The 25043-nt window shown below is 62.2% G+C and carries 23 protein-coding genes, 1 tRNA gene and 1 pseudogene; 7 read left to right on the top strand and 18 right to left on the bottom strand.

Features of this window, described 5'->3' with window-relative positions:
• Positions 1–4: 4 nt before the first annotated feature.
• From QYQ98_RS01000 to QYQ98_RS00985, 4 genes are read left to right on the top strand one after another with little or no spacing between them, the layout of a single operon-like run.
• Positions 5–1387, top strand: a complete 1383-nt coding sequence (locus QYQ98_RS01000; RefSeq protein WP_302006920.1) for a hemolysin family protein — start codon at positions 5–7, stop codon at positions 1385–1387.
• A complete protein-coding gene (locus QYQ98_RS00995) occupies positions 1384–2436 on the top strand; it encodes a hemolysin family protein (RefSeq protein WP_302006919.1) in 1053 nt (350 codons plus the stop codon). The genes QYQ98_RS01000 and QYQ98_RS00995 overlap by 4 nt, the downstream gene beginning before the upstream one ends.
• A gap of 8 nt (positions 2437–2444) precedes the next feature.
• Entirely contained in the window at positions 2445–3323 is an 879-nt protein-coding gene (locus tag QYQ98_RS00990; RefSeq protein ID WP_302006918.1) for a 3-methyladenine DNA glycosylase, read from the top strand.
• A gap of 39 nt (positions 3324–3362) precedes the next feature.
• Positions 3363–4817, top strand: a complete 1455-nt coding sequence (locus tag QYQ98_RS00985; RefSeq protein WP_302006917.1) for a vWA domain-containing protein — start codon at positions 3363–3365, stop codon at positions 4815–4817.
• 100 nt (positions 4818–4917) lie between these two features.
• Here QYQ98_RS00985 and QYQ98_RS00980 read toward each other — a convergent pair whose 3' ends face one another.
• The 5 genes from QYQ98_RS00980 to secA2 form a co-directional block, all read right to left on the bottom strand.
• The gene (locus QYQ98_RS00980; RefSeq protein WP_302007780.1) at positions 4918–5490 is read right to left on the bottom strand and encodes a MerR family transcriptional regulator; all 573 of its coding nucleotides are present in this window, start codon (positions 5488–5490) and stop codon (positions 4918–4920) included.
• A 129-nt stretch (positions 5491–5619) separates the two neighbouring features.
• Positions 5620–6228 (bottom strand): bifunctional nuclease family protein, encoded by a 609-nt coding sequence (locus tag QYQ98_RS00975; RefSeq protein ID WP_302006916.1) that lies wholly within the window; start codon positions 6226–6228, stop codon positions 5620–5622.
• A gap of 5 nt (positions 6229–6233) precedes the next feature.
• On the bottom strand, positions 6234–6911 hold the full coding sequence (locus QYQ98_RS00970; RefSeq protein ID WP_302007779.1) for a MerR family transcriptional regulator: 678 nt from the start codon (positions 6909–6911) through the stop codon (positions 6234–6236).
• A gap of 198 nt (positions 6912–7109) precedes the next feature.
• Complete coding sequence (gene odhI, locus QYQ98_RS00965; protein ID WP_302006915.1) at positions 7110–7541, bottom strand: oxoglutarate dehydrogenase inhibitor Odhl; 432 nt, start codon at positions 7539–7541, stop codon at positions 7110–7112.
• Between the two features lie 108 nt (positions 7542–7649).
• A complete protein-coding gene (gene secA2 / locus QYQ98_RS00960; RefSeq protein WP_302006914.1) occupies positions 7650–9947 on the bottom strand; it encodes an accessory Sec system translocase SecA2 in 2298 nt (765 codons plus the stop codon).
• A gap of 104 nt (positions 9948–10051) precedes the next feature.
• On the opposite strand from secA2, the gene QYQ98_RS00955 reads away from it, so the two are divergent.
• Positions 10052–10125: transfer RNA gene (locus QYQ98_RS00955), tRNA-Pro, on the top strand.
• Between the two features lie 155 nt (positions 10126–10280).
• Here QYQ98_RS00955 and QYQ98_RS00950 read toward each other — a convergent pair.
• A pseudogene (locus QYQ98_RS00950) lies at positions 10281–11021 on the bottom strand (zinc-binding dehydrogenase); the annotation flags it as partial.
• 132 nt (positions 11022–11153) lie between these two features.
• On the opposite strand from QYQ98_RS00950, the gene QYQ98_RS00945 reads away from it, so the two are divergent.
• A complete protein-coding gene (locus tag QYQ98_RS00945) occupies positions 11154–12500 on the top strand; it encodes a DUF418 domain-containing protein (RefSeq protein WP_302006913.1) in 1347 nt (448 codons plus the stop codon).
• On the opposite strand, the gene QYQ98_RS00940 is transcribed toward QYQ98_RS00945, so the two are convergent.
• The gene (locus QYQ98_RS00940) at positions 12497–13453 is read right to left on the bottom strand and encodes a PHB depolymerase family esterase (RefSeq protein WP_302006912.1); all 957 of its coding nucleotides are present in this window, start codon (positions 13451–13453) and stop codon (positions 12497–12499) included. The two genes, QYQ98_RS00945 and QYQ98_RS00940, sit on opposite strands and share 4 nt — an antisense overlap.
• A gap of 177 nt (positions 13454–13630) precedes the next feature.
• On the opposite strand from QYQ98_RS00940, the gene QYQ98_RS00935 reads away from it, so the two are divergent.
• On the top strand, positions 13631–14431 hold the full coding sequence (locus tag QYQ98_RS00935; RefSeq protein ID WP_302006911.1) for a class I SAM-dependent methyltransferase: 801 nt from the start codon (positions 13631–13633) through the stop codon (positions 14429–14431).
• 36 nt (positions 14432–14467) lie between these two features.
• On the opposite strand, the gene QYQ98_RS00930 is transcribed toward QYQ98_RS00935, so the two are convergent.
• The 11 genes from QYQ98_RS00930 to steA form a co-directional block, all read right to left on the bottom strand.
• Positions 14468–15202, bottom strand: a complete 735-nt coding sequence (locus QYQ98_RS00930; RefSeq protein WP_302006910.1) for a PHB depolymerase family esterase — start codon at positions 15200–15202, stop codon at positions 14468–14470.
• Positions 15203–15237: 35 nt separating this feature from the next.
• Complete coding sequence (gene der / locus QYQ98_RS00925; protein ID WP_302006909.1) at positions 15238–16884, bottom strand: ribosome biogenesis GTPase Der; 1647 nt, start codon at positions 16882–16884, stop codon at positions 15238–15240.
• A complete protein-coding gene (cmk, locus tag QYQ98_RS00920) occupies positions 16881–17630 on the bottom strand; it encodes a (d)CMP kinase (protein WP_302006908.1) in 750 nt (249 codons plus the stop codon). Before cmk ends, der begins: the two co-directional genes overlap by 4 nt.
• Entirely contained in the window at positions 17630–18652 is a 1023-nt protein-coding gene (locus QYQ98_RS00915; RefSeq protein WP_302006907.1) for a pseudouridine synthase, read from the bottom strand. The genes cmk and QYQ98_RS00915 overlap by 1 nt, the downstream gene beginning before the upstream one ends.
• Positions 18653–18663: 11 nt before the next feature.
• Positions 18664–19227 carry an SMC-Scp complex subunit ScpB gene (scpB, locus tag QYQ98_RS00910; RefSeq protein ID WP_302006906.1) on the bottom strand — a complete coding sequence of 188 codons (564 nt, stop codon included), beginning with the start codon at positions 19225–19227 and terminating at the stop codon, positions 18664–18666.
• A 30-nt stretch (positions 19228–19257) separates the two neighbouring features.
• Positions 19258–20106: a ScpA family protein gene (locus QYQ98_RS00905; protein WP_302006905.1), complete on the bottom strand. Its 849-nt coding sequence runs from the start codon at positions 20104–20106 to the stop codon at positions 19258–19260.
• A gap of 27 nt (positions 20107–20133) precedes the next feature.
• Positions 20134–21003, bottom strand: a complete 870-nt coding sequence (locus QYQ98_RS00900; RefSeq protein ID WP_302006904.1) for a ParA family protein — start codon at positions 21001–21003, stop codon at positions 20134–20136.
• 101 nt (positions 21004–21104) lie between these two features.
• On the bottom strand, positions 21105–22010 hold the full coding sequence (gene xerD, locus QYQ98_RS00895; protein WP_302006903.1) for a site-specific tyrosine recombinase XerD: 906 nt from the start codon (positions 22008–22010) through the stop codon (positions 21105–21107).
• Positions 22011–22015: 5 nt separating this feature from the next.
• Positions 22016–22708, bottom strand: a complete 693-nt coding sequence (locus QYQ98_RS00890) for an NUDIX hydrolase (protein ID WP_302006902.1) — start codon at positions 22706–22708, stop codon at positions 22016–22018.
• A gap of 22 nt (positions 22709–22730) precedes the next feature.
• On the bottom strand, positions 22731–23732 hold the full coding sequence (locus tag QYQ98_RS00885) for a copper transporter (protein ID WP_302006901.1): 1002 nt from the start codon (positions 23730–23732) through the stop codon (positions 22731–22733).
• 18 nt (positions 23733–23750) lie between these two features.
• Positions 23751–24995: a putative cytokinetic ring protein SteA gene (steA, locus tag QYQ98_RS00880; RefSeq protein WP_302006900.1), complete on the bottom strand. Its 1245-nt coding sequence runs from the start codon at positions 24993–24995 to the stop codon at positions 23751–23753.
• Positions 24996–25043 lie beyond the last annotated feature (48 nt).

The raw sequence follows: 25043 nt of genomic DNA, 5'->3' as shown, positions 1-25043 counted from the left end.
CCTTATGGACATACTGATATCCATTCTCGCCCTCATCGGCTTTGTGCTGCTCACCGCATCCACAGGCCTGTTTGTGGCCATCGAGTTCGCGATGACAGGCTTGGAGCGCTCCACTATCGAGGCCCATGTGCAGGAGAAGGGCGACAAAACTGCTCGCGCCGTGCAGCGCGACCACGGAAATCTTTCGTTTGTGCTCTCCGGTGCGCAACTGGGCATCACACTCACGACCTTGGCCACCGGTTTCCTCGCGGAACCGGTGTTGGCGCGTTTCTTCGGCCCGCTGCTGGAGCTGGTTGGCATGCCTGAGTCCGCGTCCCGTCCGGTCGCACTCGTGCTAGCCCTCATCATCGCCACCACCTTGTCGATGGTCTTCGGTGAGCTGGTGCCAAAGAACCTGGCGATATCCAAACCATTGGAGGTCGCCCGATTCGTGGTGCCGCCCGTCAACGCGTTCAACACGGTATTCGCCTGGTTCATCAAAGGTCTGAACACGTCCGCTAACTGGTTTGTGCGCAAACTGGGAATCGAGCCCGCCGACGAACTGGCCTCTGCCCGCTCCGGCCCCGAACTCGGAGCGATGGTGCGCAGCTCCGCTGAGGCGGGCGGATTAGACGCTCAAACCGCCAGAATGCTCGACCGGTCCCTGCAGTTCGGCGAAACGACCGCGGAAGAGGTCATGTCGCCCCGCTCCACCGTCAACTCCCTCGACGTGGAAGACACGGTCAGCGACCTAATTGCTTTGGCGATAGAGACGGGACACTCCCGGTTCCCCGTCCGGCGAGGCGATTTGGACGACACTGTCGGTCTCGTGCACATCAAGGACGCATTCTCCATTCCGCGAAACAAGCGCTCTACGACCCTGCTGGGTTCGCTGGCCAAACCCGTCTCTTTTGTCCCCGGCACGTTGGACGGGGACGCCGTGCTCAACCAAGTGCGTTCCGCAGGCTCACAAATGGTGCTGGTTGCCGACGAGTATGGCGGCACTCAAGGCCTGGTCACCATCGAGGACGTCGTCGAGGAGATCTTGGGCGAAGTGTACGACGAGTACGACGACCGAGAATCGGAGCGGGATTTCCACCGTTTTGGGTCATCGTGGGAGGTCTCAGGATTAGTCCGTCTGGACGAATTGTCCGAACGGACGAGTTATCTCGCTCCAGACGGCCCGTACGAGACTCTCGGTGGCTTGGTTATGTCGGCCCTTGGCCGCGTTCCCCGAGTCGGTGATTCGGTAGTCCTTCCCGCTTCCGAGCACGAGACCCAGGACGATTTCGAATCCGGTAACGCCGGCCGGTGGCTAGCCCGGGTGTCAGTGATGGACGGGCGCCGCCTGGACAAGGCAATTCTCACCCCGATTTCTGACGACGACGCTGCGAGGTGGTCCGCATGAATATCTGGGTAGCGACGCTGCTCATCGTCGTCCTGCTTCTGGCCAACGCATTCTTCGTTGCATCGGAGTTCGCTTTGGTGTCCTCCCGCAAGGACCGCCTCGAATCCATGCTTGCGCAGGGAAAAACAGGTGCCCGTCGTGCTCTGAACGCTTCCGAGCACCTCTCGATCTACCTGGCTGGCGCCCAGTTCGGCATCACCATTGCTTCGCTGATTCTGGGTAAGGTCGCCGAGCCGGCAATCGCGCATTTCCTCGAAGCTCCGTTCACAGGCCTCGGCGTGCCCGAGAACGTGCTGCATCCGCTCTCGTTCGTCATCGCATTGCTGATCATCACGGTGCTGCACATCATTTTCGGCGAGATGATCCCGAAGAATATTTCTATCGCGGGTCCGGAAACGCTCGCTGTGTGGCTCACTCCGGCGATGGACGTGTGGGTGAAGCTGACGCGTCCGTTCATTCACGCACTGAACGAACTCGCTCGTGTCACGCTCAAACTGGTCGGCGTTGAGCAGCGCGATGAGCTCGACTCTACGGTGGACCAGGAGCAACTGGCTTCGATGATCCAGGAGTCCAGGCAGGAGGGCCTCCTCGATGCCGAGGAAACTGCACGCCTGGCCAACGCCCTTTCCTCCGAACACCGCAGTTTCAAGGAAGTCATGATCCCCATCGAGGAGGTTGTGACCATCCCTCACAGCCGCGGCGGGATCGCCCTGTCTGAGTTAGAGAAAGCCGTGCAAGAAACGGGCTATTCACGCTTCCCCGTGGAGGGGTCCGCCGGTGCCTTAGTCGGCTACATTCACGTCAAGGACGTCCTGGACTTGCTTGAGTCTGACGTCCCTGACCCAGTCATTCCGCAGAACCGCATCCGTCGGCTAAGCATTGTGGACGGCGCCGGCAGCCTCGACGACGCATTGACCTCCATGCACCGTCGCTCCGCACACATGGCCCAAGTCCGCGATAACGGCGAACTCGTCGGCGTCCTCGCGCTCGAGGACCTCATCGAGGAATACGTGGGCACGGTGTCCGACTGGACCCACGAAGACGAGTAGATCGCGCTATGCCCGACACCGCCGCCAACATGGTTCTTCCGCACGAGCGCTGGACCGAGCTCGCCAAGGAGCACGAGCAACGCGCCCGCGTCTGGATCGACCCTCATATGGCGCGGCGGTCCCGGGGCGAAAAGCACCCGATCTGGGATTTTCTCTTCGACTACTACGCAGTTCGACCGTCCCATGTGCTGCGCTGGCACCCGGGTGCGGGCGTGGCGCTTGCCGGCGCAGCCGAAGCACCCCACGCTCGCTGGCGCGACTACCGCGTCGACTGCAACGGCAATGTCTCCGTGGACGTGGACTCGTTCCTGTCCCACCGCAGGAAGGACATGGAAAACATCCTGGCGTTGCTGCGGGCCACGGAGAAGAACCGGACGCAATTCGATTGCTTCGGTCTGCATGAATGGGCGATGGTGTATCGCCAGGATACCACGCGCCACCCGTTGCCTCTCCGTCTCGGTGCGGAAGGCACGAACGATGTGGTTGAAGCCCACGACATCAAGTGCACGCATTTCGACGCGTACAGGTTTTTCACCCCGCCCGCCAAGCCGCTCAACCTCACAGTCCTAGACAACTCTTCCAGGCCTGCCCACGAGCAATGCGGCTGCCTGCACGTCGGAATGGATCTGTTCAAGTGGGCGGCCAAGATGGGGCCATTAGTGCCCGGCGAACTGCTTCTAGACTGCTTCGAACTCGCTTTGGATATCCGTCTGCTGGACATGGAGGCATCGCCGTACGATTGCCAGGTGCTCGGCTACGGTGTAGTCCCCATCGAGACACCTGAAGGGAAGGCCGAATACGTCTCTCGGCAGCGTGAATTCACCGCGCGGGCAGAACCCCTGCGACACCGCCTCGTCGCGATCCTCCAGGGCGTTCTGGACAGCTAAGCTGACTTGGAAGATGTCTGCTCGAAAGGGGCTTGGGCCATGGGACGGCACTCCACCGAAAAAAATAATTACTCCCTGTCCAAAGGACTGATCGCGCTGATTTCGGCCGTCGTCCTGCTCGTGGTGGCAGGTGCTGCGTGGCTGTTGCTGCGCGACGACGGTTCTGGCGACGGCAGTGACGCAGCTTCCGGCGATCAAGCGCAGTGCGTTGCCGGTGACCTGCCGCTCCCCGTGGCAGCAGCCAGCACGTCGATAGGCGAGAGATTCGTCAGCGATTATGCTGCCTCGACGCCCGTCGTCCGCGACTACTGCGTGAAACCGGAGCTTGTCGGGGACCTTTCAACTGCCGCCGTGTACATCGCGCCGCAATCCCCGATCACGGACAAGGAGCTCGCGGCAACAGGAAGAAGCGCCTCGACTAATGAACCTCCTGCTGTCTACGCCACCCCCGTCGGTGTAGCGGTGGCCGCTGGTGGTTCTACGCCGGATTCCCCGGCGCTGCCGAGTATCCTCTTCCCCACTGGCGAACAGCCGGAGGCATCTGCAATCGCAGCAAGTCACTTCGCCGACACGCAGGAAGAAGCAGTCGATGCGCTTAACAGCCAGCGCGTGCGCACCACTGATGAAGCAGCGTCGAACCAGGATAAAGCGGTGGCCACCGCCGAAGACGCCGCACCCGAGGGACGCACATTCACGCCTATCGACGGCGCAGAGCTGGTCTACTCCGCCATTCCACTGACAACCACTGACACTGTGAGCGAGGAACAGACTCGAGCCGCCCAGGCATTCGCCGAAGAGGCGGGACAGGCATTCCTGAATACCCACGGCGAGGTGAAAGGCCGAACGGAGGTAGGTGACCAGGTCTGGGCCGCTGCCGCACCCGCGGGTGGTGCCCGCATCAAGGATCCGGCACCCGCCGACGCGCCCGCACCCAATTCGGATGCTGTGGCCGCAGGCGAACCTGTGGACACGTTATTCCTGCTCGACACCTCCGCAGCAATGTCCGCATACAACGATGCAGCCGCGGCAGCCATTGACGAAGCAGTCGGCGAACTCACCGGTTCCGGCCGCTCCGTAGCGCTGTGGAATTATTCCTCTCCCCTTTCCCCCGGTGCGAACAAGGGGTACCGCGCGAATGTCGCATTCACGACAGACGCAGACGCTCTCATTGGCACGGCCGCCCGTTTTCTCAACGACGGCCAACCACTCACCCGGGAAGCCGTTTCCGCCGCGGTGGACTACGCCGAGTCTGAAGCGAACGCAGATACGCCTGTCCGGATCGTCCTCATCACATCCGGCACGGACGATCCCGACAACGATTACCCCGAGCATGCCCTCGCAGCGGCTCAGGAACGCGGCGTAACGTTGAGCATTGTCAATGCAGGTGACGGCGGCTCCGACCCAGCTCTTGCTCGTGCCGCCGAGTTCACCGCTGATGCCGAGTCCGCAGAAGCCCTCGGCCCCGCGATCCGCGCCGCAGCCGGGTTAATGTAGCGGGAGAAGGATAAGCCGGCTTAACCGGAGCAATTAGCTCCGCGATGAACTAGCTCCGCCGCAGCGAAAAGCGAAACCGTTTCAGGCAGCGGATCGGATTCTACGAGCTACGGCGGCGACGACGGTCAGCCAGCTCGTCGAGCGCGACGACGTTGCCGTCATCGCTGTCATCAATACCACCGATGCGCTCCGACGGGAACGCGGAGATAGTACCGGTGAGTTCCTTGACAATCTGCGGGACGGCGATGCCGAACACTCCCTGGCCCCCTCCGAGGAGGTCAATGATCTCGTCGTTGCTGCGGCACTCGTAGACAGTGGTGCCGTCAGAGACAAGGGTGATTTCAGAAATCTCATTGATTCCGCGGTCACGCAGCTTGTCCACGGCGAGGCGAATGTTCTGCAGCGAAATACCCGTGTCCAGCAGTCCCTTCACAATCTTCAGGACGAGTATGTCTTTGAAGGAGTACAGGCGCTGCGAGCCGGATCCCGTTGCGTTGCGGATGGAAGGCCGGACCAGATCGGTGCGTGCCCAGTAGTCGAGCTGCCGGTACGTGATACCGGCGACCTGGCATGCGATCGGGACGCGGTAGCCGACCTCGTCGGAGGGGCCCAGGTCAAAAAGGGTCTCCTGAACCGGCGCTTCGATGCCGTCGGCGGCGTTCACGCTATCGATCGTAGTCACGTAATTACTCCCATGAAGTTTAGGAAAGAGCCTAAAGATTATTTAAAAGCAAGCATATGCTGCGGTCAAGGGTCGAGCCCTCGACACGCCGAAGTTTTAACCTCAACTTTAACTTTAGGTTCAGTCTTCCCCACTGTCATCTTGCGTATCAGGAGCATCACCGATTCCGAGATCCTTCTCGTCCACGCCCAGCTCACGCATGAGGTTCTCGAAATCCAAGTCGGCCTGTATATCGCCGCTGGCAGAGTTGCCGCGGTCAGCGTCGGGCGATCCAGAATCCACCGCGACATCATCGTCGAACTCGATATCGAAATATGCGGCGGCGTCATCTGCGCTCAGCCACAGGGACGCGTGGCTCAGCACATCTTCTTCGACCTCGATCGGCCGATCCAGCATGAGGGCCAGCGCGAGAGCATCGGTTGGGCGGCAATCGATCTCGGCACCGTCTTCCATAGTCACCTGGGCCAGGTACACACCGTTGTAATAACCGGTCAGCTCGACCGCCGCGACCCCAGACGTCGACTGCTCAATGATGTCGACGAGCAGGTTGTGCGTGTCGGGGCGGGTTGGCTCCCACTCCCCAATCCTTCCCAAGAGCTGAGCTCCACCTACTGGCGAAAGCCAGATCGGCAGAAAACGCCGGCGTTCTTCCCACAGGAGAACTGCGCACAGGAAATTCTCCGGCCCAACCGGAAAAACCCCGCACAGCGAAACTGGAACAGTGCTCATGACAGTTAAGACAATCCGCGGCGGAGTTCGTTCTTGACCAGTGCGGCGTGGAGCGACACCACAAGAGCTGTCATTTGCTGACTAATCTCGCTGGCCTCTTGCTTGGCAGCCGCGCGCCCCGATTTGGCTACGGGCTCCGTGACCTGGCTGATCACATCCGCCTGGCGGCTGGCGGACTGGCTGATGCGTTTCAAATGACGGGAGTCCAAGCCGAACTCGGTCAGCGAAACAGCTGTAGAGACCACGCGAACATCATCGACGGTGAACAGGCCGGAAGCGTCTGGAACGATCAATCCGGCATCGATGCATTGCGCAACGATCTCGGGCGCGCAATCGGCATGCTCGGCAACATCTTCGTCGGTGAGACGGGTCGCTGCCGGTGCGGCGAATTGCTCTGGTGCGATGAGTGGCTGGGCCGCGCTTTGGCCGGTCATCACCGCCGTGACCTTGCCCGAGTCCATCGCCTCGAGCTGCTCCCGAATCACCTTCAACGGCAGGTAGTTGTCGCGCTGGGTGGTCAGGATGTAGCGCAGTCTCTCCACATCCGCTTCGGTGAAACGGCGGTAACCGGACTGGGTGCGCTCGGGGCTGATGAGCCCCTCCGATTCGAGGAACCGGATCTTAGACACGGTGACATCCGGAAACTCCTCGCTAAGGCACTTGATCACCACGCCGATAGACATGGTTTTGGTGCCAGAGCGGCGTGCCTGATTGCTCGGCTTTGTCTTCCGGATTGCGCTCACAGTGTCTAATTCTGTCTAACTCAGTCGTACTCTGCTCAGATTTATCTGAAACACTTTCACTCCTGCGTCGGGTGCACGGCAGCTTTCGCGGAACCTGCTGACCCGAAGCGGAGTGAATACCGTCTTTAGCGGGGCATTCTAATCCTCGTCCGCAATGAACACGAGGCGGAATTTGCCGATTTGAATCTCGTCGCCGGTGGACAGCGTCTGGGAATTACGCGGTTCACGGTTCACGTAGGTGCCGTTCAGAGATCCGACATCGACGACCTCGAACTCGCCGTCGTTGCGGCGGAATTCTGCGTGCCGGCGCGACACAGTGACATCGTCGAGGAATATGTCCGCCTCCGGGTGGCGGCCCGCTGTCGTTGTGTCCTGATCAAGCAGGAAGCGTGCACCAGCGTTCGGGCCACGCTTGACCACCAGCAGTGCTTCGCCGGCAGGCAGGCCCTCCACGCCACCGACGTGCTCAGAGGCGGTGGTAGCTCCCGTTTCCATCTCCTTCAGAAGATCCGCACGGAAGACAGAGGTGGTCTCTACCTGTGCCTCCGGTGTACCGGTGTTCTCGCTCATCTCTTCTCCTGACATTTTGACGGATACAGATCTAAATTTAAGTCCACGATCATCATACTGACAACTGGTCCCGCTGCGCGCTTGTGACACCGGGGTCCCTCGCCCGCATCAACGGAAAATGCTGGCTATGCCGGAAATAACGGAGTTTCCTCCGCCGGACAGTGGGTTGTCGGAGACCATGTAGGTCCATGTCGCATTCGGCCGTTTCCATCCGGCATCTGCGAGGTGCGCACCGTCGCCGTCGATAGTCACGGCTCCGAAGGAGTCCGTAGCGCGCTCCACTGCACGGTTGGCCAGTTCCTTGAATTCCCGCACGGCGATTCGATGGAACTCGGTAATGGGGGTTTCGCGGGCGATAGCACGGAGGTGGATCGATTCGCGCACATCGTCCATGAGTGCGAGGTGTTCGGACCATTCGTCGTCGAGGTGGAACAGCATGATGTCGCGCGCCGCTTGTTCGAGCACGCCGCGGTCGATCCTCTGCCCCTCCAGTTCACCAGCACGCGCCGGGTCGCGTTCGGCGAGTTCGCGCCACGCTTGATCGGTGTCCAGCAGCGACGCGCGCCGCTTATCGACGATCTCCCTGTGGTCCGCCAGCAACTGGTTGTATTTCCACGTCTGCGCGTGAATTTCCAGCAGTTGCCCCTCCGTGACGCGTTGGCAGTGCTCGATGAAGTCCTGCACCCGCTTGGACTCGATCCGGCCGTCTGTGTCGGGCTGGGTGCTCACACGTTCATCGGCCCCTCCGGCTGTGACGATGTCGTCTTCCAGAGACACGAAGAACACGCTCAGCCCAGGGTCGCCCTGGCGCCCGGCACGGCCGCGAAGCTGGTTGTCCAGTCGCGCGGTGCGGTGGCGGGCAGTTCCGATAACGGCGAGGCCGCCGAGCTCTACCACGGCATCGCGGTCAGCTTCGTCCGCGCCTCCCAGCCGGATGTCGGTGCCGCGCCCGGCCATCTGGGTGGACACAGTCACACGGCCGAGATCGCCGGCTTCCGCGACAATGCGGGCTTCTTCGGCATCGTTCTTCGCGTTAAGCACGTTGACTGAGATGCCGCGCTCGCGCAGGGAATCTGCCAGCGTTTCGGATTCGGCCACGTCGTGTGTGCCCACTAGCACCGGCTGTCCGGTGGAATGAATGTGGGCGATTTCATCAACGATGGCGGCGAATTTCTCGTCCATGGTGGCGTAGATGCGGTCGGCTTCGTCGAAGCGGCGTAATTCCTTGGCCCGGTCGATCACAGAGACGTGGAGGTCGTAGAACTGGCGCAGCTGGTCGGTCGCTTCGACCGCAGTACCGGTCATCCCGCAGACCATCGGGTAGCGGCGCATGAGGGCCTGCAGCGTGATCTGGTCGAGGATGCGCCCGCCCTCGGAAACGTCGAGGCCTTCTTTGGACTCCACGGCAGCTTGAAGCCCATCCGGCCAGCGCTGCAGCTCTGCGACGCGGCCGCGCGACGCGTCGACAAGGTCGATCTTGCCGTCCTGGACGATGTAGTGCACGTCCCGGATGAGCAGCGCCTTGGCGTGTAGGGCGAGGTTCACCCGCACAAGCACGGTGCCGATGTTCTCGTCGGAGTACAACGAATCGATGCCGAGGGCGCGCTCCACCTTGGACGCCCCCTCATCGGTGAGGAAGACGTTCCTGCGGTCGGAGTCGATGGTGTAGTCCTTGCCCTCCACCAGATGCGACACCGCCTCAGTGATCTTGCCGGTGGCCTGCTCCCCCGGCTTGGCGCCGGCGAGGACGAGGGGCACCAAGGCTTCGTCGACAAGCACGCTGTCGGCCTCGTCTACAAGCGCGACGTCGGCGCGGACCTGGACCGTCTGGTCGCGGTGCGTGATCTGGTTGTCGCGCAGGTGGTCGAAGCCGATCTCGGCGACCGGGGCGTAGACTATGTCGCTGCGGTAGGCGTTGATGCGTTCCTCACGGTTAGAGGCTTCGGTCACCGACGCGACCGTAAGACCGAAGAACTCGACCAGCGGGCGCATCCAGTCCGCATCGCGCGCAGCAAGGTAGTTGTTCACCGTGATCAGATGCACCCGCTTCCCGGTGAGCGCGAAACCCGTCGCCGCCATCGCACCAACAAGGGTCTTGCCTTCACCCGTGGCCATCTGGATCACATCGCCCTCGAGCAGGCGGAGCACCGCTTGGTTCTGTACCTCGAACGGCGTCATGCCAAGCGCTCGGGACGATGCCACAGACAGAACCGCCAAGAAATCCGCTTTGGCCGTGATCTTCCCGCCGGCGACCGTCCCCCGGATCGCCTCGACCAGTTCCGCGTCGCTGCGCTGCGCATAGCTGTCGATCAAGCCGTGCGCCTGCGAGACAATGCCCTTGGATTTCTTGTCGTTGCGCTCGGTGGACGAGCCCATCGCTTTCCAGAACCAGTCAAACTTGCCCATGGGGCAACTTTACGTGACCAGCCGATTACCGCAATTACCCGACCATGCGGTAATCTGTCCAAGTTCCACGCGAGCAAGCGAGCGCGTGCACCGCGAGCGAACAACGGGCTGTGGCGCAGTTTGGCAGCGCACTACACTGGGGGTGTAGGGGTCGCAGGTTCAAATCCTGTCAGCCCGACACATTTTTATGGGTTTCGGCTTTCCGACCAGCACTTATTTAGATGAACATATGTCGGTCGGAGAGCCACTTTTTTCATCGGCGTGGGCGACTGATTAGCGGAAAGACCCCGCGAGAAACGAGCTCGCAGGGTCCCTCGCAGTCGTTGGCTCCGCTTACGGCTGGAGCACGACCTTGATGCAGCCGTCCTCCTTCTTCTGGAACTTCTCGTACATGGCGGGAGCGTCGTCGAGCGATGCCGTGTGGGTTTTCAGGTCGAGTACGCCGAGGGGGTCGGACCGGTCGTCAACCAGCGGGAGGATGTCATCTGTCCAGTTGCGCACGTTGCACTGGCCCATCCGCATCTGCACCTGCTTGTCAAAAAGCGTCATCATCGGCATCGGGTCCTTCATCCCGCCGTAGACGCCGCTCAACGAGATGGTTCCCCCGCGTCACACGGCGTCAATAGCGGTGTAGAGCGCGCTGAGGCGGTCCACACCCGCGTTGTCCATGGCAGCGCGGCCGAGCGGTGAGGGCAGCAGGCCAGTAGCCGCCTGCGCGGTGCCGGCAATGGGAGACCCGTGTGCTTCCATGCCGACGGCATCGACGACGGAGTCGGGCCCGCGGCCGTCGGTAAGCTCTCGCAACTCCTCGACGACCCCCTCGCCGCCCTCAAGAACCTCGATGCCGTGCCGGGATGCCATGGCGCGGCGCTCCGCAACGGGGTCGACGCCGATCACGCGGTAGCCGAAGTGCGCGCCCCGATACGGGAAGCCATCTGGCCAATAGGGCCGAGCCCGAGCACTGCGAGCGTGCCGCCTTCCGGGACGCTGGCGTACTTGACACCCTGCCAAGCGGTTGGCAAAACGTCGGATAAAAAGAAAGCGCTCGTCCTCGCCGACATTGGGGACCTTCAAGTTTCCAGCAATGCTGCTTCGCGACGGGTCGCGCGTTCCCTCAGGCCGCTTTCTCGAGCTCATGCACGCGTATATTTCAGGGTGTACACCACGTCACACGCACGTTGTGCTCGCGCTAGAAGGAGCTGGGGAATGAAAACTCGGACACAGCAAGGCGCGGGAGTGAGCAAAGTGCGCTACATCGCGCCGGATGTCGCACGGGGTATGGCCCTGTTGGGCATCGCGCTGGCGAATGTGCCCACCAATTGGCTTGCCTCACACGATGCCGCTCACTCAGAATTCTTCGGTGGGACAGGAGCGGATCCGAGTGCTCTGGACATAGTCCTGATTATTTTCCAGGCGATGTTCGTCCACGTGCGTGGTTTGGCGATGTTCTCCATGCTGCTCGGCATGGGGATCGGAATGATCGTGGGAAGTCTGTGGCGGCGCGGTTACACCAACAGGGCCGCGAAGAAGGTGGTACTGAAGCGGTACTTCTTCCTCTTCTGCTTCGGTCTCGTGCACCTAGTGTTCTTCTTTCCGGGCGACATTCTCACCGCGTACGGCATCTGCGGAATGGTGACTGCTCTGCTCATCGGAGGCAGCGACAGAGTCCTGCGGATTGTCTCAGGCGTTTTGCTCGGACTCTGGTGTGCCTACTGCGCACTCGGGGCGCTCATGATCTTCATTCAGGGGCCGGGCGCCCCGATACTGTCCATGGACATGTTCTACGGCGATATGCAGCCGACATACGTCGACCAGCTCCACCACGCTGTGGGGGTGCTGGGTGCGCACGCCTTCCCCACCCTGTCCATCCTGCCCCTTGTCCTCCTCGGGTTCGTGTGGGGGCGTGAGCGGGTGATGCAGGATGTGGACGGGTATGCCGGCCGCCTGTGGGCGTGGGTGATCGTCACGGTGCTCGTAATCCTCTTCGTAGGCTTTCCGTTCGGGCTGTCATCGGTGGGTGTGCTGCCCTACGAGTGGGAACCGGGCTTCGCCCTCCTCAATCAAGCGCTAGGGCGACTGACGGGGCCGGGGATTCTCGCCGCGGTGATGCTTGCGATGCGTCCGGTGCAGCGCCGGATCAACGAGGGTGCGGCTGTTCCCGGCTGGCTCGCTTCCTTCAACGCCCTAGGCAAGCGGTCCATGACGGGATACCTCGGCCAGACCCTCATCCTGTTCCCGCTCACATCTGTGTTCCTGCTCGGCATTGGGCACGACTTCCCCATTGCCGGGCAGATGGCTTTGGCCACAGGAGTGTGGCTGGTGACTCTCTTGGCCGCATGGTTGATGGAGCGGCGGGGAATCCCCGGCCCGTTCGAGAAACTGCACCGGACGATGTCCTATGGGCGCGATGGGCTACCGCAGCACTACGAGCTCACGTCGCACGAGCTCCAGCAAGGACCTGATGGAATCAAGTACGGCTACAAACAAAAGATTGACGGCCATTGGCAATTCGCATTGCCAGAAGCGGAGGCTGTCAGAACCGGCTCCCCTTAACCCAGGTTCGCGCGGTAGGAAACACCGAAGAAGTCGAGGATCTCACGGGTGGCAAAATCGTCGGCGGTATTCTCCCCCGGGCCTTTGTCACTGTCGCTGCCGGGCCAGATGTGCCCGCTGCCGTCGAGGCGGTAGTGGCGTAGCTGAGCATCGCAGCCTTCCCACATGAACTCTTCGCCGGGACGGTCAATCGTCTCCTCGTCGGGAGTCTCTTCGCAGTAGTTTCTCTGCGCCGCCTGCTCCATCACCTCGGCTACGGGCTCGTAATCAGCACCGTGGCGGACACCGCCGTCGTATTTGATCACGCTGTCGTTTGTTCCGTGAAAGTCGATCTGCTTCGTTGGGATCGAAGAGCACCCGTCAAAAACGGTGTCGTAGTAAGCGGCTGAGACTGTTCCGATACCAGTGAGTTGGTGCGCGCGGTTGCAGGCGGTGTACGCAGCGAACCCGCCGCCGTTCGAATGCCCGGCAGCAAAGACGCGCGACGGGTCGATCGGGTATTTGTCGAGCATTTCCTGGCGCACCGCATCGAAAAATTCGAGGTCCTCATCGCCGGAGGTGGCAGCGTAAGGCGCGGGTGCCCACGCACTATTCACCCCTTGCATGTACACGACAACGGCGTTAGCTTTGTCGAATTCCGTCATTGAACGCATAGATTTGTCGGTCATCTTGTACCCGTGGAAGACGAAAATCAGAGGGAGGCCTTCACGCTCGTCCACATTCGGAGGGGTGGTGACCATATACTCGCGTTCCCGGCCGGCGACCTTCATCGTTTGGGTGAAGGTGCTCGGCTCGCCGGAGAAATCAGCTTCAACCTCAGCGAGCTCCTCACGCGACTCGTTGGCAGCGTCCGTCACCTGGAGGTCGTCCTTGCGGTCCCCGCACGCCCCCAGCGCGGAGGCTGTGAGCACAAGTGCCGCACTCGCGGCGGTGATGCGTGTGTGTCGTTTCACGGGGGTGCGAGTCATCCTTCGTTGGAGCATTAGTCATACGGTGCGGGAAACGTCCCGCACGTGAACCTACGCCATCGTATTAGTCGCGCGAGGTTTTTGCGTGGCGAGCCGGAAGCGTTCACAGTGAACGTTCATGGTGAATTCACTGGGCTCGGATAAGCGGGTACATTTCACTCCATGAATACGCACCCGGAGCCGCGGCATTTCAAGCCGAGCGCGAAAGAGAATCCGGGTTTTGTCACCGATGCAGCTCGCGTACGCACAGCAACCGCGTTCAGGTCCGGCTCGGATGATTACGACGATGTCCGCCCAACCTATCCGCCAGATGTCGCTGAGCTCGTCGCCGAGGCGCGTTCGCTTATCGACGTGGGCGCAGGCACAGGAAAACTCACCTCCACGCTGCTCCGACCGGGGCGGTTCGTGGGGGCGCTGGATCCATCGATGAGCATGCTCGGCATGCTGCGTTCCCGGCTTCCGGACGTACCGGTGTGGCGCGCCACGGCGGAAGCCACTGCCCTAGCGGGGGGCAGCATGGACGCATACGTGAGTGCGCAGACGTGGCATTGGGTCGACACGGCGGCTGCGTCTGCGGAAGCCGACAGAGTCGTCGCCCAAGGCGGCGCTCTGATGCTGTGCTGGAACACACTCGATGTCTCCCACCCGTGGGTGTTGCGCTTGTCGCGCATCAGCCACTCCGGGGACGTGCACCGTGAAGGCTTCTACCCCACCGTCACCGCTCCGTGGAAGCTGCAGCGAGAGTTGCGCACTCGCTGGTTCGAGGCAGTGACGCCGGAGCACCTTTTCGCGCTCGCGCGCACCCGGTCCTACTGGCTGCGTGCGAATGAAGCCACACGGCAGAAAGTCGCTGCCAACTTGAATTGGTATCTCTACGACCGTCTCGGTTTCGATCCCGGCCAGCCGATTCCGCTGCCTTACCGCACGGACGCCTTCCTGTACAGGCGCGCAGGAGAAGACTAAGATCTCGGCCCTTTCCGGGTGAACGCGCGAGCCGCTTTAGGTCAGCGTTTCCATACCGAAGAAACCAAGAATCTCCTCGGTCACGTCGATGCCTCGGCTGCGGGCCCACACCCCCGCCGGCCACTCATGGTTCATTCCCTCGACAGGAATGTGAACTGTGCGGGCGCGGTCCCCGTTGCGCTTCCGAAAGGCCTCAGTGACGTCCCCGGCGGGAAGAATCAGCCCGAGCGAACCGCGGTTTTGTCCCTCATATGGCACCACATCGTCCCAGGTGCCGTGGATGTTCAGGTAATCGATCGGTGCTCCGGAAGCGATCCGGTTCAGATCAGTGCGAATTGCACCAGCAACCGTCGCCACACCGGCGTATCTCTCGGGGTCGTTGACGGCTAGCACGGTGGCAAAGCCGCCGCCGTTGGAGAAGCCCGCCAAATAGATCCGCCTCTCATCGACGGGATACGCCGCAAAGATATCCGCGAGGATCGCATCGATCAACGCAGTGTCTTCCTCCACCGTCGTGACCGCATAGGGGGCGGGGCTCCAGGCCAAGCCCTGGCCCGTCGGGGCGGCGACAATGGCGTTCGCCGTGCCCAGATTGGTTCCGATCAGGAAGTCGAGGCCGTTGTCGCCTTTGCCGTGGACAACCAGGATCACCGGCAAAGGCTTGCCATGGTTGCCGGCGCCAATCGTGATAGGGACGGAGCACTGGTAGGAGCGCTCAATGCCGTCCACGGTGACGGTGCGGGCAATCCTTCGGCTCCGACAATTTGGCATCTGGCGGTCTCCTGCTCGTTTCGCAATCGAAGGGGCTACCGGCGCCGCGGGTTGCGCTCGCGCACGCGCACCGCGAACCGGACCGGTGTGCCGTGGTAACCGAACTGCTCGCGGAACTTACGCTCCAAGTAGCGGCGGTAGCCGCCGTCGAGGAAGCCGGTAGTGAAAAGCACGATTGTCGGCGGACGGGTGCTCACCATCGTGGCGAAGAGGACCTTCGGCAGGCGGTTGTTCTTCATCGGCGGCGGGTTCGCCGCGATCGCCTCGCGCATCCAGTTATTCAGCTGGCCGGTGGAGATGCGCTTATCCCAATTCTCCAGCGCGGTGACCATTTCCTTCTCTAGGCGGTGCAGGCCACGGCCCGTCTCGGCGGAAATGTTGATCTTGGACACCCACGGCAGCTGATTCAACTGCAGGTCGAATTCCCGGTCGAAGTAGTAGCGGCGGTCCTCGTCCATGAGGTCCCATTTATTGAAGGCGATGACCATGGCCTTGCCCGCTTCGAGCACCATCGAGATGACGCGCTGGTCTTGCTCGGTGATTTCCTGGGAGGCGTCGATAAGCACGACGCACACCTCGGCGGCATCGATCGTTCCGCGGGTGCGCAGGGACGCGTAGTATTCGTGCCCGGTAGCATTCTTGACCTTTTTGCGCAGGCCTGCTGTGTCGATGAAACGCCACAGCCTCTCGTCGAGCTGAATGAGCTCGTCCACTGGGTCTACAGTCGTGCCGGCGACATTGTCCACGACGGCGCGGTCGGACTTGGAGAGCTTATTCAGCAGACTCGACTTGCCCACATTCGGTTTGCCCACGAGTGCTACGCGGCGCGGGCCCTCCGTGATCGAGGCCGCCGCCTTCGGCTCCTCCGGAAACGCTTTGACGATCTCGTCGAGGACGTCCGCACCGCCGCGGCCGTGCAGCGCCGAGACTGGCCACGGGTCGCCCAGGCCGAGTGAGTAGAACTCGGCGACATCGCCCCACTGCGACTCGGATTCGAATTTATTGGCCACCAGGAGCACCGGCACATCGGAGCGCTGCAGGTTGCGCGCCATGAATGCGTCGGAATCCGTTACGCCCACGTGGGCGTCAACGACCATGACGATGACGTCTGCATCCTCCATCGCCGCTTCCGACTGGTGCGCGATCGAGGCGTGAATGCCCTTCGCGTCCGGGTCCCAACCGCCGGTGTCCTGCACCCAGAAACGCTGCCCGTTCCAGTCCGCGAGGTAGCTCACACGATCGCGGGTCACACCCGGATGGTCCTCGACGACGGCTTCACGTCGGCCGAGGAAACGGTTGACCAGCGTGGATTTGCCCACATTCGGGCGCCCCACGATGGCCACGGTCGGCAGGGCTTCCTCGATGTGGCCGTCCGGGGTGATTCCGAAGGCCTCCCCGATCTCCTCCCACTCTTCGTCGGTGTATTCATACTCGTCTTCGTAGTCACCGAACTCGCCCTCACCGTCGTCCGCGCCGAAATCAGCGGGACCGAACTCGGAATCGTCGAAGTCTTCTCCGAACTCTTCTTTGATGTCGTCCTCATAGGCCTGCTCGTAGGCCTCGTATTCGGAGACGACTTCGCCTTCGTAGTCGTCCGGGTTGAACTGCGTGTACTGGAACTGGGTTTCTTCCAGGTCCTCTTCATCGTTGTGCCTAGCAAAGGAATCGTTCTGTCCGGTCATCGTGCGCTCCTTTCAATGAGCGAGATCAACGCGTCGAGAACAGCGTCTTTATCCATCTCGGAGGTGTCGATGAGTTCCGCGTCATCCGCCGGCCGCAGCGGGCTAGTCGCACGGGAGGAATCCAGTTCGTCCCGACGGATCACATCGGCGAGAACTGTGTCATAATCCGCGTCGCGCCCGGCGGCGATGTCCTGGTTGTACCGGCGTGTGGCCCGCACCTCGGGTGAAGCCGTGAGGAAGGCCTTCGCCGGTGCATCGACAAGCACGACGGTGCCAATGTCGCGCCCCTCGACGATCGCGCGGTGCGCGTCGCGCGCCAGCTTGCGCTGCAATTCAACGAGGTTGATGCGCACTTCCGGGATCGCGGAGACGGCCGAGACATTCTGCGTGACTTCGCGGCCGCGGATCTCTCCCGCCACGTTCTCGCCGGCAAGCATGACTTCGCTGGAATCCGGGTCGTCGGAGATCTCAAGCGGCAGGTCGCTCGTGGCGGCGATGACCGCGTCGGTGTCCTGCGGGTCGATCCCCGCACGAAGAACCGCGAGTGTGGCCACCCTGTACATGGCGCCAGTGTCCACGTACTTGGCGTTCAGCTGCTTCGCCAGCGCACGGCAGGTAGTGGACTTCCCTGTGCCTGATGGCCCATCGACGGCGAGAATGAGGCCGCCGTCCGGCATGTTCGAAAGATTCTCGGGCGCATCCTGTGAGCCAGGGGTGTCCGGGGTGTTCGTGTCGTCGGTTCTCATTACATCTCCACCGCCTTGTACAGTGCCGTCAGCTCGGACTCGTTCAACGCTCGCATGGCTCCCGGTTTCAGTTCCCCGAGTTGGACAGTGTGAATCTTCGTGCGCACAAGACGCTGCACCGGGTATCCCGCAGTTTTGAGCATGCGGCGCACAACGTGCTTACGGCCCTCGTGAATCTCGAGGCGGACCAGCGACTGGCCCTGGTAGGTGTCCACGATCTGCGCGTAATCCGCCTTGGCCATACCGTCGTCAAGCTCCACGCCCTTCTTCAACTCGCGGACGAGTGCGGGCTTCGCTTCGCCGAGGACCGTGGCCAGGTAGGTCTTAGACACCTCGTATTTCGGGTGCATGAGACGGTTGGCCAGCTCCCCGTCGTTGGTGAGCAGCAGCAATCCTTCAGTGTCCGCGTCGAGGCGGCCCACGTGGAATAGGCGCTGGCCCGATACAACACGGTCCGCAACGAGATCGCCGACGCAGGGGCGGCCGAGATCGTCCTCCATGGTCGTGTGCATCCCGCGAGGTTTGTTCAGCGCGAAATACTGGTGCTCCTCGTTGACGTTCACGCGCACACCGTCGACGCGAATGATGTCCACATTCGGGTCGACGCGCACTCCCTGCTGCCGGATGATCTTCCCGTTGACCTCGATTCGGCCCTCGTCGATCATCACCTCGGAGTGGCGGCGGGAAGCCACCCCCGCCTGCGCGAGCACTTTCTGCAGGCGGATTCCTTCGTTCTTGGCGTTCTTGGTCCGCTTCGGTGCGCGGCGCTGCCGCTCGCCGCTGTCGGTTTCGACTGCCTTGCCCAAGGGCGCAACGGGATCATCGCGCTCATCCCACCAGTTATCGGCGAGCGGGTGCGGCTCTTCATGGCCGTCCGGGGTACGGCCAGCGTTCTTCTCGGCGTTCTCACGCCGCTTATTCAGGCTGACGTTCTGATGTTTCGCGGGTTTCGCGTTGGAGAGGAAGAACTTCTCGTCCTTGCTCCTGTCCGGTGTGCCTTCTCGGCGAGCGGGTGGGGTCATAGTCCCCCAAACTACCAGGCATCTTCGATGGAATCGACTTCCGGAAGCAGCGGTGCAAGGTCCGGCAGGCGATCGAGGGAATCGATGCCGAGCTGCTCCAAAAACAGCTCTGTGGTGACGTAGCGGTGCGCGCCGGTAGCCTCATCCGGGTCCACCTCGGCGATGAGGCCGCGGAGCGTCAGTGTGCGCATCACGCCGTCGACATTGACGCCGCGCACCGCCGCCACCTGCGCGCGCGTCACCGGCTGGCGGTATGCGACCACCGCGAGGGTCTCCATCGCCGCGCGACTCAGTTTCGTGTGCGCGCCGTCGACGAGAAACGCTTCGACAGCCTCCGCGTTGTCCGGGCGGGTGTATAAACGCCAGCCTTCAGCTGTCTCCCGTAGGTCCATCCCGGAGCCGCGCTCGTCCAGCTCGGCCTTCCACTCACTTAGGCATGCCTCCACATCTGCTGCTTCGGCGTGCAGCGCGCCTGCGATGTCGGCGACCGATGCGGGCGTGTCAATCACCAGCAGGATCGATTCGATCTGGGAGCGCAGCTGGCTCACCATTGGCATCGGCGCATGCTCATCCATGGGGCGTTCCTCCTGTCACGCATCTGGTTTCTATTCCCAGTTGGCAGCCGCCACAACTGCGGGATCGACGTCTTTGCCCGTCCACGCAATGTCCAGGGGACCGAGGGCTTCGTCCTGGCGGGCGTCGATGGCGTGGGCCTTATACAGTTCCAGTACCGCCAAGAACCTGCCGACGATCTCCATCGAGCGGGTGCAATCCCGGGTCAAAGCCGCGAACGTCAGCCAATGGCCCGGCCCGGCGAGCTCGAGTGTGCCCAAGAGCTTGCCCGCCTGCTCCGGGACGGAGACTTGTTGGATGTGCAGGTGGTCGACTCGCACTTCCTCGGGCGGCTTCGGACGGAACACGGAGGCGGCCAGCTCGGCGAAAGAGCCTGGGGTGTGCCCGAGCACGACCGGAGGGAGCACTTCGGCGAAAGACTCCTCCATTCCCACCGCGCGCGGATACCGGCGGCGCGCACCCGCCTGCCAGCGCTCGAAATGGTCCGCCACCTGCTGGTAGGCGCGGTATTGCAGCAGACGCGCGAAGAGCAGGTCCCGCGAGGACAGCAGCTCCAAGTCTTCGTCGTCTTCGTCCCCGCTGCGCGGAAGGAGCCGCTGAGCCTTGAGGTTCAACAACGTTGCCGCGGTCAGAAGAAACTCAGTGATCTCATCGAGGTCGGCCATCTCCCCCAGCTGCTTCACGTACGCGATGAATTCGTCGGTGATCTCAGCAAGCGCGACCTCAGTCACATCGAGCTTGCGGGAACTGATCAAATTCAACAACAAGTCGTAGGGCCCCTCGAAATTGTTCAGCACAAGCGTGAAACCCGTGATCTCCGGCTGGTAGCCCTCGCCTGCGTAAACGGGGTCGCGGGGATCGATCGGTTTCACTGCGTTCATGAGAATCTCGCCCGCCCAGGGCGGGGTTTAGGAGGTGCGTTCAATGACCTCGAGCGCGAGGTTGCGGTACTGCTCCGCGCCGGGCGAATTCGGTGCCCACGTGATGATCGGCTCGCCGGCCACGGAGGTCTCTGGAAAGCGCACGGTGCGGGTGATCACGGTGTCGAAGACGCGGTCGCCGAAAACCTCCACGACGCGGTCCATCACTTCGCGCGCGTGCGTGGTGCGGCGGTCGAACATGGTCACCAGAATGCCCACGATGTCCAAGTCGAAGTTGATGCGGTCGCGTACCTTCTCCACCGTGTCGGTGAGCAACGCGAGCCCGCGCAGCGAGAAGTACTCGCACTCCATCGGGATGATCACACCGTGGGAGCAGGCCAGCGCATTGACGGTGAGCAGGCCCAGCGACGGCTGGCAGTCAATGATGATGAAGTCGTACTCGCCGCGCACCGGGCGCAAAGCCCGGCCGAGAGTTTGTTCGCGCCCGACTTCGTTGACCAGCTGAATCTCGGCGGCCGACAGGTCGATATTCGCCGGGACGAGGTCAAGACCGCTGACGTTGGTGTGCTTGATCGCCGCATGGATGGACGAGGTGTTGTCCAGCATCAGGTCGTACACCGTCACCTGATCCTCATCCTGCGACACGTTGAGTCCAGCTGACAGCGCGCCCTGCGGGTCCAGGTCCACGAGCAAGACTTTGCGCCCCTGCTCCGCCAAGCAGGCGCCGAGGTTGATCGACGAGGTGGTTTTGCCCACGCCGCCTTTCTGATTGACCATCGAGATGATCGTTGCGGGACCGTGCTTATCGACGGGCGCCGGTTGCGGCAGGGTGCGCACCGGCCGGCCGGTCAGACCGACCTCCGTCTCCGAAGCGCTGAAAAGTCCGTCCTCCGTCACCGCCACTCCTTATACGTCGCGCAAGCGTTGTGCAGTTGCCGGCAATGCGTGAGTTGCCGGGCCGTTGACGGCCATCTTACACGGGTGTGATTCCTCCGCACTCACGAACGGGGATGCGCTGTGCTCCACACCTCACGCAAGTTTTCTGGTGTGACGTGGGTATATATCTGAGTCGTGGTGACAGAAGCGTGTCCTAGCAGTTCTTGGACAGTGCGCACGTCGGCTCCTCCCTCAAGTAGGTGTGTGGCAAACGAATGGCGCATCGTGTGCGGGGAGATGTCTTTGTCTAACCCTGCACGCGAGGCCGCGTCCTTGATGATCGTCCACGCGCTTTGACGCGAAAGCGCTCCGCCGCGTTTGTTCAGGAACACGGCGTGAGACTTTCCCGCCGATAACGCCGGGCGCCCGCGCACCAAGTAGGCCTCGAGCGCCCGCTGCGCTGCTCCACCGACGGGAACCACGCGCTGCTTGTCGCCCTTGCCCGTGACTTTGATGAAGTCGCGGGTCTCCGCAATGTCGTCGACGACGAGCGCCAGAACCTCGGAGATGCGCGCACCGGTGGCGTAGAGCACCTCCAGCAGCGCCTTGTCGCGCAGCTGGACGGGGGTGTCGTCCGGGCAGGCGTCGAGAAGCGCGCCCACCTCCTCGATGCTGAGTGTGTCCGGAAGTTTTTCCCCGAGCTTCGGCGGTGACACACGCGCCGCGACATCGGCGGCTACCGCTCCCTCACTCACCGCGAATTTGTGCAGGCCGCGCGCCACAACGAGGGCACGGCTTGCCGACGACGCCGCAAGCCCCTTCCGGTCCCTTTCCCCGCGCCGCAGATCCGCCACGTAGTCCTCGAGATCCGTCGACGTTACGTCGTTGAGGTCCGTTTTGCCTGCGGCCTCGAGCCAGTCCAGGTAGCGGTTCACGTCGCGGCGGTAATTGCTCAGCGTGTTAGCCGACACGCCACGTTCGACTGCGAGGTGGTCGAGCCACAGTTGGCCCACCGTGCGAGCGTCCACCGGAGCTACTTCTGGATCTTCTTCATGTCAGGCATGATGCCCTGCTCGCGGCGCCGATCAGACAAATGGGTCGGACGCAACTCAAACGGCGTGTCCGTGCTGCGGGCTTCTGCACGACCGGCCAGCACCTCGGAGGCAGATAGGATGCCTGCAATGGCAATGGAGTTGCTGATCCGCCCCTCCATCACGCTCGCGCGGGCTTCACCCAGCGGCACCCACGCGAAATCCATGTCCGCTTCCTCGTCTTCCGCTTCCGGGCGCTCCGTCTCGCACAGCCCGGTCGCGAGGAAGACGCGTACAGCTTCCTCGGCGAACCCGGGCGACGTGACCAAATCGACGAGCACGGACCATTGCTGGGCTTCCAGACCAGCTTCTTCAACCAATTCCCGCTTAGCGGTACTCAGTTCGTCTTCCCCGTCGAAATCGAGGAGACCTGCCGGCAGCTCCCACAGGCGGCGTCCGACGGTGTGCCGGTATTGCTCCACCATGGCGATCCGCCCAGACTCGTCGACGGCGACAACCGCGACGGCACCGAAGTGCTCCACAACCTCACGCTTGGCGGCGGTCCCGCCCGGCATGGTGACCGTATCGCGGCGTAGGGCCAGAATCGGGCCGTCAACGAGCAACTCCGAATCCACAACATCGAATTCGTGGCGCTTTTCCGAACCACCGCTTAGAACAGAATCGTTCTCAACCATGGTGCCAACGATAGCGCGGAGCTTAACCCTCGCGGCGGTCCGCCAGCTTGGGCGCCGGCATGTCGGCGTTCGCGTTCGCAGCGGAACCGTATGCTCCGGAGCCGCCGTTGATCTGCTCCGCGAGCGCGAGCACTGTGGAGATTCGTCCCGTCTCCGAATCAAGGGAATCGACGGTGGAGACACCGGACTTCTCATCCGACCGGATCTGCGCCAACGAGCCCTTGTCTGCAGCCGCACCCCTGCGTCCGGCGAGCACCACTGCATCCCCGGTGGAATCGAGCGCCCGTGCGAAATCGGCGAGAACAGTTGCGGAATACGCGTTGGTTTCTCCGCTGCTGTTTTCGGCGTCCTTTTCGTCGATTGCTCCACCGGTGACAATGGCGATTCCCTGTGCAGGGGTGATCGTGCCGTCGGCGTAGTCGATGAAGCCAGCATCACGGAGCGCCTGCAGCACCACTGCGCGGTCCTCGACAGTAGCTAGGGGCTGATCACCCTTCGGGTCGAACATGAGCGCTGCGCCGAGGGACTCCCCGGCGTGGACACCAGGCGCCTGGTTGTCCACGGACAGCTGCGCACCCGCTGGAAGAGTTGTGGCGATGATCGAGCGCAGCTCGTCCCCTGCTTCTGACGAAAGGAACTTATCGGTCAGCGTGATCTGTCCCGCTGCGGCCCCACCTGCCTGCTTTGCAAGCCAGCTGGTAACCTCAACGTCCTTCGGGTCAGCATCCGGGGTTGTGATGACAATGAACGGACGTTGCTCAAGAGCACCCTGAACGATCGCGGTGGACGAGTTGGCCAACAACGCATTGGCCGAGTCCACCTGGCGCAGATCTTCCTCCTTCGACTGTGCGCCCTTGTCGCCTCCGCCTTCCGACGAACTGCCCGTGATCTGATTGAAGCTGTTGTCCGCAATCGGTGCCATGGATGGTGCCACGATGAGCGCACCTAAGGCGATGCCGCCAGCGAGGCCCCATGCGAGGCCACTGAAAACCCACCCAGGTGCTCCGGTCTTCTTCTTAGACATGGTGTAGCGTTCCCTCCTTTACCGCGTGAACCAGCTCTGAACCGTCAAGGCGAAGTTGTTCCACGTGTCCACCAGGTTGTCCACAAAGGATCCGTTGCCCACCAGCCCGACGATGAGAATCACGGTCGCCACCGCAACCAGGAGACCGAGGATCGCCCAGGCCCACGCGATACCGGCACCAGACGAGGATTTCTCGTAGAGGTTCTCGATCACCCGGGAATCCACAATCCGGTCACCTGATTTCAGGCGAGTGAGCATGGCCGCGGGCGTCGCTTCCGCGCTACCGGCAAAGATCCGGTCCAGGTCAACACTGTCGCCGACCGTCACGATCATCTCCGCGTCGTGGAAAACCGCGAGGAGAATAGCCAGATCAGTAGCAGAGTCCGTCGCAGCCGGGAACGTCACCGCCCCCACACCGAGGTCCTGGATCCGCTCCAAGCCGGCAGCATGGCCGTCTGGGTCGGCGGGAAGGATGACGCGTGCATCACCGCGCAGATTGTCCGTCGAAATATCGGCCGGGTCCCCCACGATGTAGTCGCAGGAGTATCCCAGGTCGAGCAGCGTATCCGCGGCGCTGCCCACACCGATGATGATCGGCTGGAACTCCCGGATAAAGTTGCGCATCTGCTCCACCCGTTCTCGAGTATCCGAGTTCGGGCTGACCACCAGCACTTTGCGGCCGTCGAAAGCATCGCCGAGCTCAGGGACACCGACACCGTCGACAAGCAACGGCGATTCAGTGTGAATGAACTCGATGGTGTTGCCGAAGTACGCTTCCATGTGGTCGACGAGGTGCTGCTGCGATTCATCGAACGCTGAGTCGGCGGCAGAGCGGTCTAAAGCATCGGCGTGAGCAATCGCTTTCTTACCGGCAATGACCTCGCCGTCTGGAGTCACCGACCCCTTCTTGCCGTCGCGGAACGCCCCGCGGAGACCAGACCCGGCATTCTCCAGCAGCGGGATGCCTTCGTCGAGCAGCAACTGCGGACCGTAATTAGGCACATTGCCGGTAGAGAACTGCGCGATATTCACCACAGCGCCAGGACGGTTCCCCGCGAGAATCTGCGCTTCCCTACGAGTCATATCCGGCGAATCCACAATCGCGATATCGCCCGCGTTGAATTTCCGCAATCCTTTCCCCTGGGGAGTGCAGTCGCGCAGGGAACCGGTGATGGTGTCAGCGAGAGTCGGCTTTGGCGCTTTCTCCGCCGTCGTTGGAACGGACTTCTTCTCGGCGGAGGAGGTACGGGAAGTTGAGCTCATGGGTGCAGATTGTGCCCGTTGGCACAGCATATTCGGTGAAGGCGCGCG

This window comes from Corynebacterium sp. P3-F1 (assembly GCF_030503635.1).
Classification (GTDB): Bacteria; Actinomycetota; Actinomycetes; order Mycobacteriales; family Mycobacteriaceae; genus Corynebacterium.
The sequence above is the reverse complement of the archived record's forward strand: the minus strand, read 5'-3'. Positions and strand labels throughout refer to the sequence as shown.